This window comes from Streptomyces sp. NPDC056835 (assembly GCF_042789485.1).
GTDB lineage: Bacteria > Actinomycetota > Actinomycetes > Streptomycetales > Streptomycetaceae > Streptomyces.
In genome coordinates, this window is record NZ_JBHUBB010000028.1 from 74,302 (window position 1) to 91,882 (window position 17,581).

15 protein-coding genes and 1 pseudogene are annotated in these 17,581 nt (G+C 70.1%); 4 read left to right on the forward strand and 12 right to left on the reverse strand.

The annotated features are described in order from the left end of the window. Positions 1-93: 93 nt before the first annotated feature. Both ACFRMN_RS28215 and ACFRMN_RS28220 read right to left on the reverse strand, forming a co-directional pair. The gene (locus tag ACFRMN_RS28215) at positions 94-2,730 is read right to left on the reverse strand and encodes an ABC transporter permease/substrate binding protein (RefSeq protein WP_383024322.1); all 2,637 of its coding nucleotides are present in this window, start codon (positions 2,728-2,730) and stop codon (positions 94-96) included. Further along, positions 2,723-3,868 carry a glycine betaine/L-proline ABC transporter ATP-binding protein gene (locus ACFRMN_RS28220; RefSeq protein WP_383024325.1) on the reverse strand — a complete coding sequence of 382 codons (1,146 nt, stop codon included), beginning with the start codon at positions 3,866-3,868 and terminating at the stop codon, positions 2,723-2,725. Before ACFRMN_RS28220 ends, ACFRMN_RS28215 begins: the two co-directional genes overlap by 8 nt. A gap of 365 nt (positions 3,869-4,233) precedes the next feature. On the opposite strand from ACFRMN_RS28220, the gene ACFRMN_RS28225 reads away from it, so the two are divergent. Then, positions 4,234-5,139, forward strand: a complete 906-nt coding sequence (locus ACFRMN_RS28225; RefSeq protein WP_383024446.1) for a 5'-3' exonuclease H3TH domain-containing protein — start codon at positions 4,234-4,236, stop codon at positions 5,137-5,139. Between the two features lie 48 nt (positions 5,140-5,187). Next, positions 5,188-6,033 carry a siderophore-interacting protein gene (locus ACFRMN_RS28230; protein ID WP_383024328.1) on the forward strand — a complete coding sequence of 282 codons (846 nt, stop codon included), beginning with the start codon at positions 5,188-5,190 and terminating at the stop codon, positions 6,031-6,033. A 324-nt stretch (positions 6,034-6,357) separates the two neighbouring features. Here the strand turns inward: ACFRMN_RS28230 and ACFRMN_RS28235 are convergent. After that, a pseudogene (locus ACFRMN_RS28235) lies at positions 6,358-6,921 on the reverse strand (ABC transporter); the annotation flags it as partial. A gap of 121 nt (positions 6,922-7,042) precedes the next feature. Between ACFRMN_RS28235 and ACFRMN_RS28240 the strand changes: the two are divergent. Further along, positions 7,043-8,404 carry a cryptochrome/photolyase family protein gene (locus ACFRMN_RS28240; RefSeq protein WP_383024330.1) on the forward strand — a complete coding sequence of 454 codons (1,362 nt, stop codon included), beginning with the start codon at positions 7,043-7,045 and terminating at the stop codon, positions 8,402-8,404. Between the two features lie 89 nt (positions 8,405-8,493). Here ACFRMN_RS28240 and ACFRMN_RS28245 read toward each other — a convergent pair whose 3' ends face one another. Both ACFRMN_RS28245 and ACFRMN_RS28250 read right to left on the reverse strand, forming a co-directional pair. Beyond that, positions 8,494-8,994 carry a DinB family protein gene (locus ACFRMN_RS28245; RefSeq protein WP_383024333.1) on the reverse strand — a complete coding sequence of 167 codons (501 nt, stop codon included), beginning with the start codon at positions 8,992-8,994 and terminating at the stop codon, positions 8,494-8,496. Between the two features lie 38 nt (positions 8,995-9,032). Then, positions 9,033-9,659, reverse strand: coding sequence for a class I SAM-dependent methyltransferase (locus ACFRMN_RS28250; protein WP_383024336.1), 627 nt, complete (start codon positions 9,657-9,659; stop codon positions 9,033-9,035). An 87-nt stretch (positions 9,660-9,746) separates the two neighbouring features. Between ACFRMN_RS28250 and ACFRMN_RS28255 the strand changes: the two genes are divergently transcribed. Continuing rightward, positions 9,747-10,352 carry a helix-turn-helix domain-containing protein gene (locus tag ACFRMN_RS28255; protein ID WP_383024338.1) on the forward strand — a complete coding sequence of 202 codons (606 nt, stop codon included), beginning with the start codon at positions 9,747-9,749 and terminating at the stop codon, positions 10,350-10,352. A 94-nt stretch (positions 10,353-10,446) separates the two neighbouring features. On the opposite strand, the gene ACFRMN_RS28260 is transcribed toward ACFRMN_RS28255, so the two are convergent. From ACFRMN_RS28260 to ACFRMN_RS28290, 7 genes are all read right to left on the reverse strand, one after another. Next, on the reverse strand, positions 10,447-13,275 hold the full coding sequence (locus ACFRMN_RS28260; protein WP_383024341.1) for a DEAD/DEAH box helicase: 2,829 nt from the start codon (positions 13,273-13,275) through the stop codon (positions 10,447-10,449). A 235-nt stretch (positions 13,276-13,510) separates the two neighbouring features. Next, positions 13,511-14,464 (reverse strand): twin-arginine translocase subunit TatC, encoded by a 954-nt coding sequence (gene tatC, locus ACFRMN_RS28265; RefSeq protein ID WP_383024344.1) that lies wholly within the window; start codon positions 14,462-14,464, stop codon positions 13,511-13,513. Between the two features lie 63 nt (positions 14,465-14,527). Continuing rightward, complete coding sequence (tatA, locus tag ACFRMN_RS28270; RefSeq protein WP_129772623.1) at positions 14,528-14,821, reverse strand: Sec-independent protein translocase subunit TatA; 294 nt, start codon at positions 14,819-14,821, stop codon at positions 14,528-14,530. Between the two features lie 209 nt (positions 14,822-15,030). Further along, positions 15,031-15,228, reverse strand: coding sequence for a hypothetical protein (locus ACFRMN_RS28275; protein ID WP_383024347.1), 198 nt, complete (start codon positions 15,226-15,228; stop codon positions 15,031-15,033). Between the two features lie 89 nt (positions 15,229-15,317). Then, positions 15,318-15,578 carry a hypothetical protein gene (locus ACFRMN_RS28280; RefSeq protein WP_383024349.1) on the reverse strand — a complete coding sequence of 87 codons (261 nt, stop codon included), beginning with the start codon at positions 15,576-15,578 and terminating at the stop codon, positions 15,318-15,320. Between the two features lie 35 nt (positions 15,579-15,613). Continuing rightward, positions 15,614-16,570, reverse strand: a complete 957-nt coding sequence (locus ACFRMN_RS28285; RefSeq protein ID WP_383024352.1) for a helix-turn-helix transcriptional regulator — start codon at positions 16,568-16,570, stop codon at positions 15,614-15,616. Between the two features lie 17 nt (positions 16,571-16,587). After that, on the reverse strand, positions 16,588-17,544 hold the full coding sequence (locus ACFRMN_RS28290) for a WYL domain-containing protein (RefSeq protein ID WP_326612859.1): 957 nt from the start codon (positions 17,542-17,544) through the stop codon (positions 16,588-16,590). Positions 17,545-17,581: the final 37 nt, after the last annotated feature.

Here is a 17,581-nt window from a genome sequence, read left to right on the forward strand (position 1 = left end):
GAGGCGCTGCGGCTGGCCGCCGCCCCGCCCCCCCCCCGGGTGGGGGGTTCTTCGCCCCCGTTCCCCCCCCCCCTCCCGCCTGCCGCGCTCTCGCTACACCGGGGCCATGGTGTCCGCGATGCCCGGATTATCAGCCATCCAGGCCTTGACGGCCTCTTCCTCGTGTCCCGTGCCGCGCTTCTGGATCTCGTTCTCCAGACCGGCGAGCTGCTGCTCGGTCAGCTTGAAGTCCTTGAACCACTTGGTCAGCTGCGGGTAATTCGTGGGGAAGTCCTTGTTGGTGACGGTGGTGAGCTGGTCGCCCTCGCCGAAGGCCTTCTTCGGGTCCTTCAGCTTGGTCAGTTCGTACTCGTTGTAGGCCCAGTGCGGAGTCCAGAGCATGACCGCGATCGGCTCCTTCTTCGCGTACGCCCGCTTCAGCTCGGCCAGCATGCTGGGCGTGGAGCTGTCGACGACCTCGTAGGACTTGTCGAGCCCGTACTCCGGCAGGACCGTGTCCTTGAGGATGTTCATGGTTTCCGTGCCGGCCTCGATCCCGACGATGCGGCCCTTGAACTCGTCCTCGCGGCCCTTGAGGTCATCGAGGGAATCGACGCCCTTGACATACGAGGGGACGGCGATCTCCAGCGAGGTCGGGCCGTACCAGGACCCGAGGTTGCGCAGACTCTCGTGGTACTTGTCCCAGTATCTCTTCTGCGTATTGGGCAGCCAGCCGTCGAACTGGACATCGATCTGGCCGCGGGCCATCGCGGCGTACATCGGACCGACCTCGAACTGCTTGAGGTTCATCGTGTACCCGCGCTCCTCCAGGACTGCCTTCCACAGATAGGTGGCGGCGATGTCCTCCTCCCACGGGAACCACGCGACCTGCAACGGCCGGTCGCGTTCGTCCTTGCCGTTCGCGGCCTTGGCGGCCTTCTGGGCCTGGGCGACCGGGGTCCACTTGTCGGCGACGCCCGGGTTCTCCTTGAGCCAGGCGCGGACGGCCTCCTGCTCCTTGCCCTTGCCGGTGACCTGGATCTTGGCCTCAAGGCTGGTGAGCTGCTTCTCGGTCATCGAGAAGTCCTTCAGCCAGGTGGCCACCCGGGGGTTGTCGGCCGAGAAGCCCTTGCGGGCCAGGGTGTGGACGCCGTCGCTCTCCGCGCCGAAGGCCTTCTTCGGGTCCGCCAGCTTGGTGAGGTCGTAGTCGTTGTAGGCCCAGTGCGGCGACCAGAGCACGACCGCGATCGGCTCCTTCTTCGCGTACGCCCGCTTCAGCTCGGCGAGCATGCCGGACGTGGAGCCGTCGATGAGCTTGTACTCGGTGTCGAGGCCGTAGGCCTTGAGGACCTTGTCCTTGAGCAGGCCCATCTCGCCCGCGCTGGGCTCGATGCCGACGATCCGGCCCTTGAAGGTGGAGGACTTGCCCTTGAGGTCGGCCAGGGAGTTGATGCCCTTGACGTACGAGGGCACGGAGATCTCCAGGGAGGTCTTGTCGTACCAGGACCCCAGGTCTTCCAGCTTGTCCTTGTACTTGGCCCAGTAGGCGGCGTGGGTGACCGGCAGCCAGGAGTCGGTCTGGAAGTCGATCTGACCGGCCGCCTGGCCGGTGTAGAGCGAGCCGGCCTCGTACTGCCGGGCGTCGACCTCGTAGCCGCGCTGCTCCAGCAGCTCCTTCCAGAGGAAGGTGGAGGCGATGCCCTCGTCCCAGGGGATGTACCCCATGCTGATCTTCTTGCCCTGGCCGACGTTCTTGGCGTCGGCGGTGGTGCCGCCGGACGAGGAGCCGCCGAACAGGCCGATGCCGCCCGCGACGAGCGCGAGAACGACGACACCGGCGATCGCGACGACGGGCTGCGGGCGGTGGTTCCAGAGCTTCAGTCCGCCGGTCAGTTCCTTCGCCTTGGCCAGCGCGCGGCGGCCGACCGGGGAGACCTGGAGGGAGAGCGAGCCGGTGATCCGGTCCAGGTACACGGCCAGGATGACGACGGAGAGACCCGCCTCGAAGCCGAGCCCGATGTCGATGTTGCCGAGCGCGCGGTAGACGGCGCCCCCGAGGCCGCCGCCGCCGACCATGCCGGCGATGACCACCATGGACAGGCCCAGCATGATGACCTGGTTGATACCCGCCATGATCGTCTGGAGGGCCAGCGGCAGCTGGACCCGCAGCAGGGTGTTACGGGGACTGGTGCCGAACGCCTCGGCGGCCTCGACCAGTTCCTCGTCGACCTGCCGGATACCGAGCTCGGTCATCCGGACGCCGGGCGGCAGGGCGAAGATGATCGTGGCGATGATGCCGGGCACCACGCCGATCCCGAAGAAGACGACGCCCGGGATCAGATAGACCATGGCGGGCATGGTCTGCATCAGGTCGAGCACCGGCCGGACGATCGAGCTGACCGTCTTGGAACGCGCGGCCCAGATGCCCAGCGGTATCGAGATGACCAGCACCACGATGGTCGCCACGAGCACCAGCGAAAGAGTCTCCATCGACTCGTCCCACAGCTCGATGGAGTCGATCAGCGCGAAGCCGCCGAAGGTGAGGACACCCGCGACCAGGCTGCGCAGCCACCAGGCGAGCACGGCCAGGATGCCCGCGAGGAGCAGCGGCTCAGGGGCGGAGAGCACCGCGTTGATGCCGTCGTACATGCCCGAGACGACCGAACCGATCGCGTCGAACAGCCAGGAGAGGTGGTTCTGGAGAAAGTCGACCGTGTCGTCGACCCAGTCGCCGAGAGGGAGCCTAGGCACTGGCTACCGCCTTGTCGGTCTGAGTCTTCGGCACCGTGATCCCGGCGGGCGCGCCGACGGGCACGGCGGGCGTCATCGGCTCGCCGAGGACGGCCAGCAGCCTGGCGCGCGGTACGACGCCGATGAGGGTGCCCGCGTCGTCGACGACGGCGACGGCGACCCCGCTGGTCGAGCACGGCGTGAACAGGTCGATGATCGGGGTGGACTCGGTGACGGTGGCGGGCGCGGCGGCGAGGACGTCCTGGGCGTCGCGCAGTTCCTTGCCGCCGTCCGCGACGGTGCCGAAGGCGGTCTCCGGGTCGGCCATGATGGCGCCCGCGGTGAGCACCCGGGAGCGGTCGACGTCCTGGGTGAAGGAGGCGACATAGTCGTTGGCCGGGGTGACGAGGATGTCCTCGGCGCTGCCCTGCTGGACGATCTCGCCGTCGCGCATGACCGCGATCCGGTCTCCGAGGCGCATGGCCTCGTTGAGGTCGTGGGTGATGAAGACGATGGTCTTCTTGAGCCGCTTCTGGAGCTGGAGCAGCTGATCCTGCATATCGCGCCGGATCAGCGGGTCGAGCGCACTGAAGGACTCGTCCATCAGCAGCAGATCGGCGTCGGTGGCGAGGGCGCGGGCAAGGCCGACGCGCTGCTGCATACCGCCGGAGAGCTCATCGGGCCAGGACGCCTCCCAGCCGCCCAGGCCGGTGAGTTCCAGCGCCTCGGCGGCGCGCTTCTGGCGCTCGGCCCGGGGCACGCCCTGCACTTCGAGGCCGTACCCGGCGTTCTCCAGAACGCTGCGGTGCGGGAAGAGCGCGAAGTGCTGGAAGACCATACTGATCTTGGTGGAGCGGACGTGGCGCAGCTCCTGCGGGCTCAGGGCGGTCAGGTCCTGGCCGTCGAAGAGCACCCGTCCCGAGGTGGGTTCCAGCAGCCCGTTGAGCATGCGCAGCAGCGTGGACTTGCCGGATCCCGACAGACCCATCACGACGAATATCTGGCCGGGCTCGACCGAGAACGAGGCGTCGATCACCGCTGCGGTCGTACCGTCGGTGCGCAGCTCGTCACGGTCCGTACCGTGTTCGAGCTTCGTCACGGCTTCGTCTGGTCGTCTGCCGAATACCTTGTACAGGTGTTCGGCTTGCAGCCTGGACACATACACCTCACGCGTTGAACGGAAAACGGCCCGTCACCCCCGCGGGCGGGCCGTGGAGCGGGCGGATTCTGTCCGCTTACCGGACGCGGCGTGTGAAGTCGCGACCTGGTTCGCTCCAGTCGCGCGCCTGCCCGTGCTTACACGGACCAAACAAAAAGGTGTCCCAGGTCACTCTCCTGAGGGAACACTTCGGCGTGAAAGGTCCTTTCGGAGACTGTCCGATCACCGTCGGTCACCTGGTGTGCCGTGTCCGCTGGGGTGGGGTCGCGGGGTGCGGTAGGCGGGTGTGCGGGTACGCGGGGGGGGTGCGGTACGCGGGCGTTGTCAGTGGGCTGGGGCATCATCGGGGTGTGACGCGACGCCTGATGCTCCTCGACACCGCCTCCCTCTACTACCGGGCCTACTTCGGGGTCCCCGACTCCGTACGGGCCCCCGACGGCACCCCGGTCAACGCGGTGCGCGGGCTGCTGGACTTCATCGGCCGCCTGGTCCAGGACCACCGCCCGGACGAGTTGGTGGCCTGCATGGACGCCGACTGGCGGCCCGCGTGGCGGGTGGAGCTGATCCCCTCCTACAAGGCCCACCGCGTGGCACGGCCCCACGAGGAAGGGCCCGACGAGGAGGACACCCCGGACACGCTGGCGCCGCAGGTCCCGATCATCGAGGCGGTGCTCGACGCGCTGGGCATCGCCAGGGTGGGCGTCGCGGGATACGAGGCGGACGATGTGATCGGCACGCTCGCCGGCCGGGCGACGGGTCCGGTGGACATCGTCACCGGCGACCGCGATCTCTATCAGCTGATCGACGACAAGCGTGGTGTGCGGGTGCTCTACCCCCTCAAGGGAGTGGGATCGCTGCACCTCACCGACGAGGCGGCGCTGCGCGAGAAGTACGGCGTGGACGGCCCCGGCTATGTCGATCTGGCCCTGCTGCGCGGGGACCCGAGCGACGGGCTGCCCGGGGTGCCGGGGATCGGCGAGAAGACCGCGGCCAAGCTGCTCGACGCCTTCGGTGATCTGGCCGGGATCATGGCGGCGGTCGACGACCCGCGCTCGAAGCTCACCCCGTCCCAGCGCAAGCGGCTGGACGAGGCCCGGGAGTATGTGGCGGTCGCGCCCACGGTGGTCCGGGTGGCCGGTGACGTACCCCTCCCGGACTTCGACCCGACGCTGCCCGCCGGGCCGCGCGATCCGGCCATGGTCGACGCGCTCGCCACCCGGTGGGGACTGGGTGGCGCGCTGCGCCGACTGCTCGCCACCCTCCAGCCGTGAGTGTTAGCTTAGGTAAACCTAAGCAACACAACCGTCAGGGAGACCGCCGTGGCAGAAAAGCCGGCCCGCACGTCACCGAAGGCCCACGAGGGGCAGGTCGTACGCACCGAGTGGCTCACCCCGCACATGGTGCGTGTGGTCCTGGGCGGTGAGGGGCTGGCCGCGGTGGAGTGCGGCGAGTTCAGCGATCACTACGTCAAGGTGCTGTTCGCCCCCGAGGGGGTCAGCTACCCCGAGCCGTTCGACATGGAGCGCATCCGCGCGGAGTTCCCCCGCGACCAGTGGCCCACCAACCGCACGTACACCGTGCGCGGTTGGGACCCGGTGGCACGGGAGATGGCCATCGACTTCGTCGTGCACGGCGACGAGGGGCTGGCGGGACCGTGGGCCGCGCGCGTGCGGCCGGGCGAGACAGTACGGTTCCTCGGCCCCGGCGGTCTCTACGTACCGGACCCGGCGGCCGACTGGCATCTGCTGGTGGGGGACGAGAGCGCCCTGCCCGCGATCGCCGCGTCACTGGAGCGGGTACCGGCCGGCGCGCTCGTCCACGCCTTCGTCGAGATCTCGGGCGCCGAGGAGGAGCAGAAGATCACCACACCCGACGGGACCGGGATCACCTGGCTGCACCGCGGCGAGCGTCCGGTGGGCGAAGCCCTGATCGCCGCCGTCCGCGGCCTCGACTTCCCCGCCGGGGACGTCCACGCGTTCGTGCACGGCGAGGCGGGCTTCGTGAAGGAGCTGCGCCGCCATCTGCGGCTGGAGCGGAACGTCCCGCGCGAGCGGCTGTCGGTCTCGGGGTACTGGCGGCTCGGCCAGACCGACGAGGCATGGCGGGCGGTCAAGCGCGAGTGGAACGAGCGGGTGGAGCGCGAGCAGGAGACCCCGGCCGCCTGAGCGCGACGCCCCGCCCTCGGCCCGTGCCGCGCTTGCGACCAAGGGCCGAGGGCTCGGAGCTCGTCCGGCCGGACAGGACCTGGCTAGACGGACTTCTGGTACGAGCGGAACGTACGCCGGATCACCGGCTGGATCAGCGAGATCAGCAGAAAGACGGGCCGGCGCACGATCGCCATCAGCTGACGCTGCGTCATGTACCAGGTGTGGGCAAGGGTTTCGGTACTCCCGGGCACCTCCGGCGGTGGCCCGAACGGGGGTGCCGGAAGTGCCGGAAGTGTCGTGAGCGCCGGCTCCGGCGGTGTCCGCCTGTGCCTCGGCCTCGGCCTCGGCCTCGGAGAACCGGCGCCCCGCGTACCGCAGATAAACGTCGTCCAGGGAAGGGCGGGCCACGGTGGCGGCGGCCACGGCCGCTCCAGCGCGCTCCAGCGCGGCGAGCAGGACGGGCACGGCGGCGGCGCCGTCATCGGCGCGGACGCTGACCCGGCGGCCGTCGACCGCCGGGTCGTGCAGACCGTCCAGCCCGGCGAGTACGTCGCTGAGGGCCGCCCGGTCGCCGTCGGCGCGCAGCTCCAGATGGACGGCGTCGCCGCGCGGTTCACCCTTGAGGGCGTCGGGGGTGCCCTCGACCACGATCCGGCCGCGGTCGACGATCGCGATGCGCTCGGCGAGCCGGTCGGCCTCCTCCAGATAGTGCGTGGTGAGCAGGATCGTCAGGCCCTCGTCACCGGCGAGCCGGATGATCTCGTCCCCCATGGCGGTCCGGGCCTCCGGATCGAGCCCGGTCGTCGGTTCGTCCAGGAAAGGCACCTCGGGCCGGTGGACCAGCCCGAGCGCCACATCGAGCCTGCGCCGCATACCGCCGGAGTACCCCTTGACCAGCCGCCGCCCGTACGACGGCGTTCCGGTCCTCGTGGATCGGGTACTCATGGTTCCGGTACTCATGGAGGCAAGCCTCAGGTCCCCCGCACGGCTCATCCGGCTGCCCGCGACTGCGACGAGGAATGTGGACATGAGCGTTGCGGTGGTGCTCTTCACCTCCGATCTGCGGGTGCACGACCAGCCGGTGCTGCGCGCCGCTCTGGACGGCGCCGAGGAGGTGGTTCCGCTCTTCGTCCGCGACCCGGGCGTGGCGGCGACGGGCTTCGACGCCCCCAACCGCCGCGCCTTCCTGGCCGACTGCCTGGCCTCACTGGACACCGCCCTGCGTAAGCGCGGCGGACGGCTGGTCATCCGTTCGGGTGATCCCGTCGAACAGGTCTGCCGGGTGGTACGCGAGTGCGGCGCCCGGCGGGTCCATGTGGCGGGCGGGGTGAGCCGGTACGCGGCACACCGGGAGGAGCGGCTGCGTACGGAGCTGACGGCCGCCGGAGCCGCCCTGACCGTGCACGACGCGGTGATCACGGCAGTGCCGCCGGGGCAGATCGCCCCGGCGGGCAGGGACCATTTCGCGGTCTTCACCCCGTACTTCCGCCGCTGGAACGAGACGGGCCTACGCGCGGTGACGGCCGCGCCCAGGACCGTACGGGTGCCGCGGGTCGACGGTGAGCCCCTGCCCGCGCGCGGTGCCGTCGAGGGGGTCTCGCCCGGTCTGGCCGACGGCGGCGAGGAGGTGGCGCGCAAGCGGCTGGCGGCCTGGCTGGCCGACGGCATCGAGTTGTACGAGGACCGTCACGACGACCTGGCCGCCGACGCGACCTCCCGGCTCTCGCCGTACCTCCATTTCGGCTGTCTCTCCCCGGCGGAGGTGGTGCACCGGGCGCGGCGCCGGCGCGGCGCGGGGGCGGCGGCGTTCGTACGGCAGCTGGCCTGGCGGGACTTCCACTACCAGGTACTGGCCGCGCGCCCGGCGTCCGCGTGGTCGGACTACCGGACGCGCGGGGATCACTGGCGTACGGACGAGAGGGAGATCAGCGCCTGGCGGGAGGGGCGCACCGGCTGTCCGGTCGTCGACGCGGCCATGCGCCAACTGTCGTACGAGGGCTGGACGCACAACCGGGGGCGGCTGCTGGTGGCGAGCTTCCTGACCAAGACGCTGTACGCGGACTGGCGCGTCGGCGCGCGGCACTTCCTGGATCTGCTGGTGGACGGCGACCTCGCCAACAACCAGCTCAACTGGCAGTGGATCGCGGGCACCGGCACGGACACCCGGCCCAACCGGGTCCTCAATCCGCTCACTCAGGCCAAGCGGTTCGATCCACGCGGCGATTACGTACGGCGCTGGGTGCCGGAGTTGGCGGAGGTGGAAGGCGCCGCTGTCCATCAGCCATGGCTGCTGGACGGCCGGGACCGGGCCCGGCTCGGCTATCCGGAACCGATCGTGGACCTCGCCGAGGGCCGGGACCGCTTCTTCCGGGCCCGGGGTCTCGGCTGATCCGGCGAGTGCACGGCTCAGCGGTGCGGCAGCGGGAAGGGTGCGGCGGCGGGAAGGGTGCGGCAGCGGGGAGAAGGAAGGTGGTGGAGTCAGCGCCCGGTCTCGCCGTCGATCAGTTCGCGGAGGATGTCCGCGTGGCCGGCATGGCGGCCGGTCTCCTCGATCATGTGGGTGAGTGCCCAGCGAATGCTGGGAGCGGGACTTCCCGGCCGTGGCCGGGGAACCGGTGCGCCGAGGTCGGCGCACCCGTCGAGAACTTCGTTCGCGCGCTCGACCGTCTTTCGGTAGCGGGCGACGACGTCGGCCACGCTGTCCGCCGGTGCGGCCCGGAACGTCGCCTGCCAGTCGGTGACTTTGTCCCCGAGGAACGTCGCGCGCTCGACGAAAGCGAGGTGATTGAGCAGTCCGAGCAGGTTCGTGCCCGACGGCACTTTGGCTGTTCGGACCTGTGGTTCGGGGGCACCGTCGACCTTCGCCACGATCGAGTTCCGCAGGTAGTCGAGGAAGCCGCGCAGAATCTCGGTCTCGCTGCTTCCGGTCCGGGGCGGCGGGGTGTCGCCGCGGCGGCCGCGGCGGGAGGCGATGGGCATGGTGGTCTCCTTCGTGGGGGAGCGATTGTGACGCCGGGTCAGGAGGTACGGCGGATGAGCAGGACGTGGTCGATGACCTCGGCGGTGCGCCCGCCCGGTCCGGTCGCGACCCGGCGCGGTGCGTCAGCCCGCTCCACCGTCCACGCCGCCGGGTCCAGACCGATACCCGCGGCGACTTCCCGCGAGGACGGGTAACGGACGTCGGGATCCTGGTTCCACGACCACGGCGCGGTCGAGCCGTGGTCGACGACCAGCAGCCGCCCGCGCACGCGCAGCGCGTGCGCGGCCGAGCGCAGGACGGTTGCCCTGTCCAGGTCGAAGGGAGTTTGCAGGTAGTGGGCGCAGATCAGGTCGAACCCGCCCGGCGGGAAGGACTCCTCCAGGTCGTGCCGCTCGGCGATGACCCGGTCGCCCAGGCCGCGTGAGCGGGCAAGGCCGGCCAGCCGCTCGACCGCCACGGCCGAGATGTCGACGGCGGTGACCTGCCACCCCCGGCGGGCGAGCCACAGCGCGTCGCCGCCGTCGCCGCATCCGAGGTCCAACGCGTCGCCGGGCGGCAGGCCCGTCACCGTCTCGGCGAGACGGTCGTTCGGCCGCGGGTCGGTGGCCGGGGGCCGGGCCGCGTAGACGTCTTCCCAGAACGTGACCGCGTCGGTGGTGCTCATCGAGGCTCCTTCTGTCGGGATGCGCTCAGTCTCACCGGGCTCACCACGATCTGGCACGAAAACTTGCGGTTCTGGCAAGATGGCCTCGTGGACCAGGGAACGGAAGACGTACTCGACGCGGTGGGGCCGCGGCTGCGTGCGCTGCGTCGCGACCGCGGCCTCACCCTCGCCGACCTCGCGGCGACGACCGGGGTGTCGGAGAGCACCCTGTCCCGGCTGGAGAGCGGGCAGCGCCGGGCGAGCCTGGAGTTGCTGCTGCCGCTGGCCCGTACCTACGACGTTCCGTTGGACGATCTCGTCGGTGCCCCGCGCACAGGCGACCCCCGGATCCATCTGAAGCCGATCCGGCGGTTCGGGATGATCTTCGTACCGTTGTCCCGGCGGCCGGGCGGGATGCACGCGTTCAAGATGATCATCCCCGCTCGGCCGGAACCGCTCGAACCGACCCCGCAGACTCACGAAGGCTTCGAATGGCTGTATGTGCTCAACGGCCGCCTGCGGCTGGTGGTCGGCGAGCGCGACGTGACGTTGCCGCCCGGTGAGGCAGCCGAGTTCGACACGTCCTTGCCGCACTGGCTGGGCAGCGCCGACGGCGGGGTGGTCGAGCTGCTCATCCTGTTCGGCCTGCAAGGGATGCGTGCGCACATGCGCGTCGACCCCGATCGGTCGTCTCAGGGCGGGATCGAGCGGTGAGCTCAGCGACAGGGCCTGGGCCCGAACGCGCGGGAGCCCCGCCGGAACTCAAGCTCACCCGGCGGGGCCCCACACGCACGACCTCAGCGCACGGTCAGCCGACCGAGCTGTACGCCACCACCCCGCGCAGCACCGCCTCGACCGCCTTGCGGGCGTTCTTCGCGACCGTGCTGTTCTCGCGCGGCGCGGCGGCTGCGATCTGCCCGAGCACGTCGATGACCTGCTTGCACCAGCGCACGAAGTCACCGGCCGGCATCTCGGCCTCGCGCAGCACCTCGTCCAGCCCCTTGCCGGAGGCCCACATATAGACCGCCCAGGCGAAGCCGAGATCGGGCTCGCGCTGCCCGACACCCTCCGCCTGGTTGATCTTCAGGTCCTCCTCCAGCGCGTCGAGCCTGCCCCAGATATGGACCATCTCGCCCAGCGCGGCCTTCGCCGCGCCCGACGGGACCTTGGGCGCCACCGCGTCGTCCGACTGCCTGGCCTCGTACACCAGCGCAGAGACACAGGCGGCCAGCTCGGCCGGGGAGAGCCCTTCCCACACCTGGTCCCGCAGGCACTCGCTCGCCAGGAGATCCAGCTCGCCGTAGAGCCTGGCCAGCCGCCGTCCGTGCTCCGTGACCTCGTCCCCGCGCAGATAGTCCAGCTCGGTGAGGAGCGCGACGATCCGGTCGAAGGTACGGGCGATGGTGTTCGTCCGCCCCTCGATCCTGCGTTCCAGCTGCCGGGTGTCCCGCTGGAGGCGGTGGTAGCGCTCGGCCCAGCGGGCGTGATCCTCCCGCTCGTCGCAGCCGTGGCACGGGTGGGCGCGCAGTTCCGTACGGAGCCGGACGATCTCCCGGTCGTCCGCCGCGGCGGCACGCTGCTTGCGGTGCCGCTCGGGCACGATGTGCCCGGCCTTCGTACGCAGCGCGGACGCCAGATCACGGCGCGACTGCGGGGAGCGCGCGTTGAACGACTTGGGGATGCGCATCCGCTCCAGCGCCTCCACCGGAACCGGGAAGTCCATCGAGGCCAGCCGCTTGACCTGACGCTCGGCGGTCAGCACGAGAGGCCGGGGCCCGTCCTGATACTCCAGCCCCCGGTGACCATTGGCGCGGCCGGCCGGCAGCCCGGGGTCGAGCACCAGCGCGAGGCCGGAGAACTTCCCGGTCGGCACATGAATGACATCGCCCGGCTTGAGCTTCTCCAGCGACGAGGCCGCGGCGGCCCGGCGCTGCGCCGCGCCCTGTTTGGCCAGCTCGGTCTCGCGGTCCTTGAGGTCGCGGCGCATGCGCGCGTACTCCCCGAAGTCCCCGAGATGGCAGGTCATGCCCTCCCGGTAGCCGTCAAGCCCCTCCTCGTTGCGCTGGACCTGCCGGGAGATGCCGACGACCGACTTGTCGGCCTGGAACTGGGCGAAAGAGGTCTCCAGCAGCTCGCGCGAACGGTGCCTGCCGAACTGCTGCACGAGATTGACGGCCATGTTGTACGAGGGCCGGAAGCTGGAGCGCAGCGGATAGGTCCGCGTCCCGGCGAGCCCGGCGAGAGCGCCCGGGTCCATACCGCGCTGCCAGAGCACCACGGCGTGACCCTCGACGTCGATGCCGCGCCGCCCCGCGCGCCCGGTCAGCTGTGTGTACTCACCGGGGGTGATGTCGGCGTGCTGCTCGCCGTTCCACTTGACGAGCTTTTCCAGCACCACGGACCTGGCCGGCATATTGATGCCGAGCGCCAGGGTCTCGGTCGCGAAGACCGCCTTGACCAGGCCGCGGACGAACAGCTCCTCCACGACCTCCTTGAAGGTCGGCAGCATTCCGGCGTGGTGCGCGGCGATCCCGCGCTCCAGGCCCTCCAGCCACTCGTAGTAGCCGAGGACATGAAGGTCCTCACCGGGGATCGAGGCCGTGCGCTCCTCGACGATCTCGCGGACCCTGCGGCGCGCCTCGTCGTTGTTGAGCCGCAGCCCCGCGTACATGCACTGCTGTACGGCGGCCTCGCAGCCGGCCCGGCTGAAGATGAAGGTGATCGCGGGCAGCAGGCCCTCGGCGTCAAGGCGCTCGATGACCTCGGGCCTGCCGGGCGTCCAGATCCGGGAGCGCTGGCGGCGCTCGCGCTCGCGGTCCGCCTCGCGGATCATCTTCCCGCGCCGGCGTTCGCGCGGGTTGTACGTGCGCTGGTTCTCCATCCGGGCCAGCCGGACGAGATCCGGATTGACCTCGCGTTTGCCGACGCCGCGCCCGCCGTGGTCGGTCTCCTCCTCGAAGAGGTCGTACATCCGGCGCCCGGCCATCACATGCTGCCAGAGCGGCACGGGCCGGTGCTCGGAGACGATCACTTCGGTGTCACCACGGACGGTGTCCAGCCAGTCACCGAACTCCTCGGCGTTGGAGACCGTCGCCGAGAGCGAGACCAGCGTGACCGACTCGGGGAGGTGGATGATCACTTCTTCCCAGACGGCGCCCCGGAAGCGATCGGAGAGGTAGTGCACCTCGTCCATCACCACATAGCCGAGCCCGCTGAGCGCCTGGGACCCCGCGTAGAGCATGTTGCGCAGCACCTCGGTGGTCATGACGACCACCGGAGCGTCCGCGTTGACGCTGTTGTCCCCGGTCAGCAGGCCGACCTTGGCGGCGCCGTAGCGCTTGGCCAGATCGGCGTACTTCTGGTTCGAGAGCGCCTTGATGGGCGTGGTGTAGAAGCACTTGCGGCCCTCGGCCAGGGCCAGGTGTACGGCGAACTCGCCGACGATCGTCTTGCCCGAGCCGGTGGGCGCGGCGACCAGCACGCCCTTCCCCGCCTCCAGGGCCTGGCATGCCTCGATCTGGAAGGGGTCCAGGCCGAATTCATACATCTCGCGGAAGGGAGCGAGCGCCGTGGCCTGCTCGGCGGCGCGCGTCCGGGAAGCGGCGTAGCGCTCGGCTGGTGAGAGGTCCTCTGTCATCTTGAAGTCGAGCCTACCCGCCACCTCTGACAGTCAGCCCGATCTTTAATCGCCCTTGGAAAGCCCCCGCCTCGGGGACCTACGGCTCTCCGGAGCCGGGGACCGTACGTCCGGAGAATCCCGCGCCCCGGAACGCGAAGGCGGCCGGGTGCGCGGCTCCCGCGCCCCGGCCGCGCCTCGCGGCGGGATGGACGAACGGGGTGATCCCGCCGGTCACCCGGCGGGCCCCACGAGATCAGGTGACGTCGTCGTAACCGTTCAGTCGCCTCGTACCGCCGCTGTCCGACCGCTCGGAAAGCGCGGGCGGCGTCGAGACGGGTTCGATCTCCCCGACGGCCTCCGGGGTCAGATCCAGGTCCGAGGCCTCGTCGTCGCCGGGCCCCATGGCCTCGCGCTGTGCCTTGCGGCGGTCGTTCAGGAGCGAGATCGCCGTGGCGACGAAGTACAGCACCCAGATCGGGACGGCGAGGCCCATCATGGTCAGCGGGTCCGTGCTGGGCGTGGCCACCGCGGCGAACACGGTGATGCCCATGATCATGCCCCGCCACCAGCCGGCCATCCGCTTGCCCGTGATGACCCCGCCGAGGTTGAGCATCACCAGCAACAGCGGCAGCTCGAAGGAGAGACCGAAGACGACGACCATGCGGGTGATGAGATCGAGCAGATCATCGAGCGGAAGCTGGTTGTCCAGGTTGGCGGGCGAGAATTCGAGCAGGACCTTCGCCATCGTCGGCAGCGTCTTGTACGCGAAGAAGCCGCCGGCCAGGAAGAGCGGGAAGCCCGCCGCCACGAAGGCGAGCGAGTACTTCTTCTCCGCCTTGTGCAGCCCCGGGGCGACAAAGGCCCACAGCTGGTACAGCCAGATCGGTGAGGAGCCCACGACACCGGCCATCAAGGAGACCTTGAGCGCGAGAGTGAAGGGCGTAAGCAGACCATTCAGGACAATGCGGGCGCAGGTGCCGTCCCTCCGCTCAGCCAGATCCGCGAAGCTCGCTTCACATCCGACCGACTTCAGCACCGGGTTGGTGAAGAACTCGATGATGTCCTTGTAAAAGAACGCGGCGACCAGTGTCACGATGACGATTGCCACCAACGCCTTCGCGAGCCGGTTGCGCAGCTCACGCAGGTGCTCCACCAGGGGCATCCGCCCCTCGGGATCGGTCTCCTTCTTGCGGGCAGACTTAAGCAACCCACGTCCTCATCTCGTGCGGCGGGCGACCGGCGAACAGCGGTACCCGCTTCGGCCCAGGTGTCAGCGCTTGGTGGTCGAGTCCGTCGGCTCGGTCACCGGACGCGCGCTGGTCACATCACCGGGCGCGGCCTGGATCGTGCGCGGAACGACGTGGTCCTGAGCGGTCTCGTCGCCCTTCGGCTCCGCCGGGGCCGTCTGCTGGCCCTCCGACTTCATCGCCTTGGCCTCGCTCTTGAGGATGCGGGCCGACTTGCCGAGCGAACGCGCCATGTCCGGAAGCTTCTTCGCGCCGAACAGCAGGACGATCACGACGAGGATGAGAATGATCTCGGTGGGACCGAGCCTTCCGAACATAAGCTTTTACCTTCTCACCGAGGCGGCATGGGAGGGGCCTGCACAGATTCGGCCGGACTCTTGTCCGACGTGGTTGCGCAGCGATCGTAACGCGCAGGGGTGAACACGGGGCAATCCCTGTGCGTACTTCCGTCGGCGGCCCGCGCCTCGCTGCCGGGGCCACGCTGTGCAGCGTACCCCGCAATTTCGCCGGTGAGCAGGGTGCGTCGCTACCTCAACGCCTCACCCGTGGCGGCCAGCCGAGTGGCCGCGCGCTCCAGATCCTCGGCTGCCCGGTTGATCGTCTCCGTGGTGGTGGCGACCTGACGGCCGAGCCGCTGGGCTTCCACGAAGACGCGGACGGCCAGGACGCCGAGCACGGCGATTCCGCAGAAACCCAGGGCGATGGCGAGCATGGGCCAGAACATGGGCAGAGCCTAGACCGTTCCAGGAAGTGGGTTTCGGGACGTATTTCGGGGACGTTCGGACGTTCGGGGACGTGTTTCCGGCCCGTGTTTCAGGGGGTGGAGTGGAGGCGGAGGGTGCGCACCCCGCCGCCGGTGAGGAGTTCGACTATGCGCTCCCCGGCGGGCTTGCGCACCATGGCCTCGCACTCGGGACAGGTGAAGGAATAGAAGGTGGTCCTGGCGCTGGCGCCGATCGCCAGGCGCAGGGCGCCCGCGGAGAGTTCGAAGCGGGCACGGCACTCGGGGCAGGCCGCCTTGAAGAGCACCGGAGCGACGGTCGAAAGTCCGGACAGCCCAGCTATGGTCGACATTGCGCGTGGTTCTCCTTGTCCTCGTCCTCAGCCGTTCACCGGTGGTCGTCGTAGGCAGCGAGCGCCTCGCCCGCCGCCAGCCGCGCGCTGTCCGCCAGCTCCGGCGGGGAGACGATGCGTCCGTCCCCGCCGAGCCGCAGCGCCAGCCGTCTGAGCGAGGCGGGCGCGGGGGTACGCAGAGTGATCCGCAGCCCGCCGTCGGGGAGTTCGACCGCGCTGTCGTGCGGGTAGTACTCCGCCACCCACCGGCCGCCCGGCCCTACCTCGATCACCACCTCGGGGTCCTCGGCCGAGGGCTGCACCAGCCCTTCCGACAGATCCCTCAGCTCCAGCTCCGGAGGCGCGGCCGGTGCGTCCAGCAGCTTGATCTCGGCGACCCGGTCGAGGCGGAACGTACGCCGCGCCTCGGAGAGCCGGCACCAGGCCTCCATATAGGTGTGACCCACGGCGAACAGCCGGATCGGGTCGACCTCGCGCTCCGTCAGCTCGTCACGCGCCGGCGAGTAGTAGCGCAGCCACAGCCGGCGGCGCTCCGAGATCGCCCGGTCGACCTCGGCGAACACCCCGCCCTCGGACTCGAAGGTCACCGACAGCCGGGAGCTGGCCCCCGCGACCTCACCGGCGGCTGTCTCCAGCTTGGCGGTGGCGCGCAGCAGCGCCTCCCGGTCGCCCTCGCGCAGCCCCGGCAGGGTGGCGACGGCGCGGGCGGCGACGAGCAGCGCCGTCGCCTCGTCGGCGGCGAGCCGCAGTGGCTCGGCGACATCGTCGGGGTTGTGCCACCAGATGCGGTCGCCGTCGGTGTCGATGTCGAGCAGATCGCCGCCGCGGAAACTCGTCCCGCACATGGGCAGCACATCGAGGTCGGAGATCAGCTCGTCCTCGGTGATGCCGAAGGCACGGGCGACATCGCTGACGTGCGCGCCGGGGCGCTCCCGCAGATAGGTCACGAGCGAGAGCATCCGCCGGGTCTGGTCGATGGCGTTGGCTGCCATGGTTGTACGAGTCCCCCTCAGCCCTTGGCCACGGCGCGCAGCCGGTCCAGGACATCGGCCCGCAGATCCGCGGGCTCCAGTACGACCACGTCCGGGCCGAACTCCACCAGCCAGGCGTCCAGCCCGTGTCCGTACGGGACTTCCAGCTCGTCCCAGCCGTCGCCCAGTTCCCGTGACGACAGCGCCTTGGCCCGCAGCGGATAGCCGCACCCCGAGCGCAGCTTGATCAGCGCGGAGCGCGTCGCGGTCTCCCCCGCCCAGCTCTCCACGGTCTCCCGTACGGTCACGACATCGGGTACGGGCGCGCTGAAGACACCCGCGCGGGAGCGGACCCGGCCGGTGATCCGGGAGAGCCGGAAGACCCGCTCGGCACCGCGGTCCCGGTCCCAGCCGGCCAGATACCAGTGGCCGCGCCAGCACTCCAGCGTCCACGGCTCCACCTGGCGCTGTTCCGGTCGGGCGGCGTTGGCCTTGCGGTAGTCGAAGGCGACGGGACGCCGGTCGCGGCAGGCGAGCATCAGCGGTTCGAAGGCGGCCTCATGAACGGGGATACGGGGTTCGAGCGCGCCGTGGTGCGCCTCGTAGGTGTCCTCCGCCTCCGGCATCCCGGCGGCGCGCAGCTTCTGCAGGGCGCCGCTCGCCGCGCCGGCCAGCCGCGCCTGCTGCCAGACCTTGGCGGCGAGACCGAGGGCGGCGGCCTCCTCGGCGTCGAGGGTGATGGCGGGCAGCCGGTTGCTGTCGCGGCGGGCGAGATAGCCGGTGTCGCCGTCGAGGTTCTCCACCGTCTCGATGACCAGGCCGAGTTCGCGCAGATCGTCCTTGTCGCGCTCGAACATCCGGTTGAACGAGTCGTCGGTGCCGGCCTCCAGATAGGCCTCGATGGAGCCCCGCAGCTCACGCTTGCTGAGCGGACGCCGGGTCCCGAGCAGACACAGCGCCAGATTCATCAGCCGCTCGGCCTTGGCAATGGCCATCGACGCCTCGCACCCCTCTTGATCGTGCCGCGCTCCC

Coding starts and splice junctions, on each gene's coding strand:
- ACFRMN_RS28275 (WP_383024347.1), bottom strand. CDS start 15,228: ATGTTCTGGCCCATGCTCGCCATCGCCCTGGGTTTCTGCGGAATCGCC.
- ACFRMN_RS28285 (WP_383024352.1), bottom strand. CDS start 16,570: ATGGCAGCCAACGCCATCGACCAGACCCGGCGGATGCTCTCGCTCGTG.
- ACFRMN_RS28240 (WP_383024330.1), top strand. CDS start 7,043: ATGAGCGTTGCGGTGGTGCTCTTCACCTCCGATCTGCGGGTGCACGAC.
- ACFRMN_RS28280 (WP_383024349.1), bottom strand. CDS start 15,578: ATGTCGACCATAGCTGGGCTGTCCGGACTTTCGACCGTCGCTCCGGTG.
- tatA (WP_129772623.1), bottom strand. CDS start 14,821: ATGTTCGGAAGGCTCGGTCCCACCGAGATCATTCTCATCCTCGTCGTG.
- ACFRMN_RS28250 (WP_383024336.1), bottom strand. CDS start 9,659: ATGAGCACCACCGACGCGGTCACGTTCTGGGAAGACGTCTACGCGGCC.
- ACFRMN_RS28225 (WP_383024446.1), top strand. CDS start 4,234: ATGCTCCTCGACACCGCCTCCCTCTACTACCGGGCCTACTTCGGGGTC.
- ACFRMN_RS28290 (WP_326612859.1), bottom strand. CDS start 17,544: ATGGCCATTGCCAAGGCCGAGCGGCTGATGAATCTGGCGCTGTGTCTG.
- ACFRMN_RS28260 (WP_383024341.1), bottom strand. CDS start 13,275: ATGACAGAGGACCTCTCACCAGCCGAGCGCTACGCCGCTTCCCGGACG.
- ACFRMN_RS28245 (WP_383024333.1), bottom strand. CDS start 8,994: ATGCCCATCGCCTCCCGCCGCGGCCGCCGCGGCGACACCCCGCCGCCC.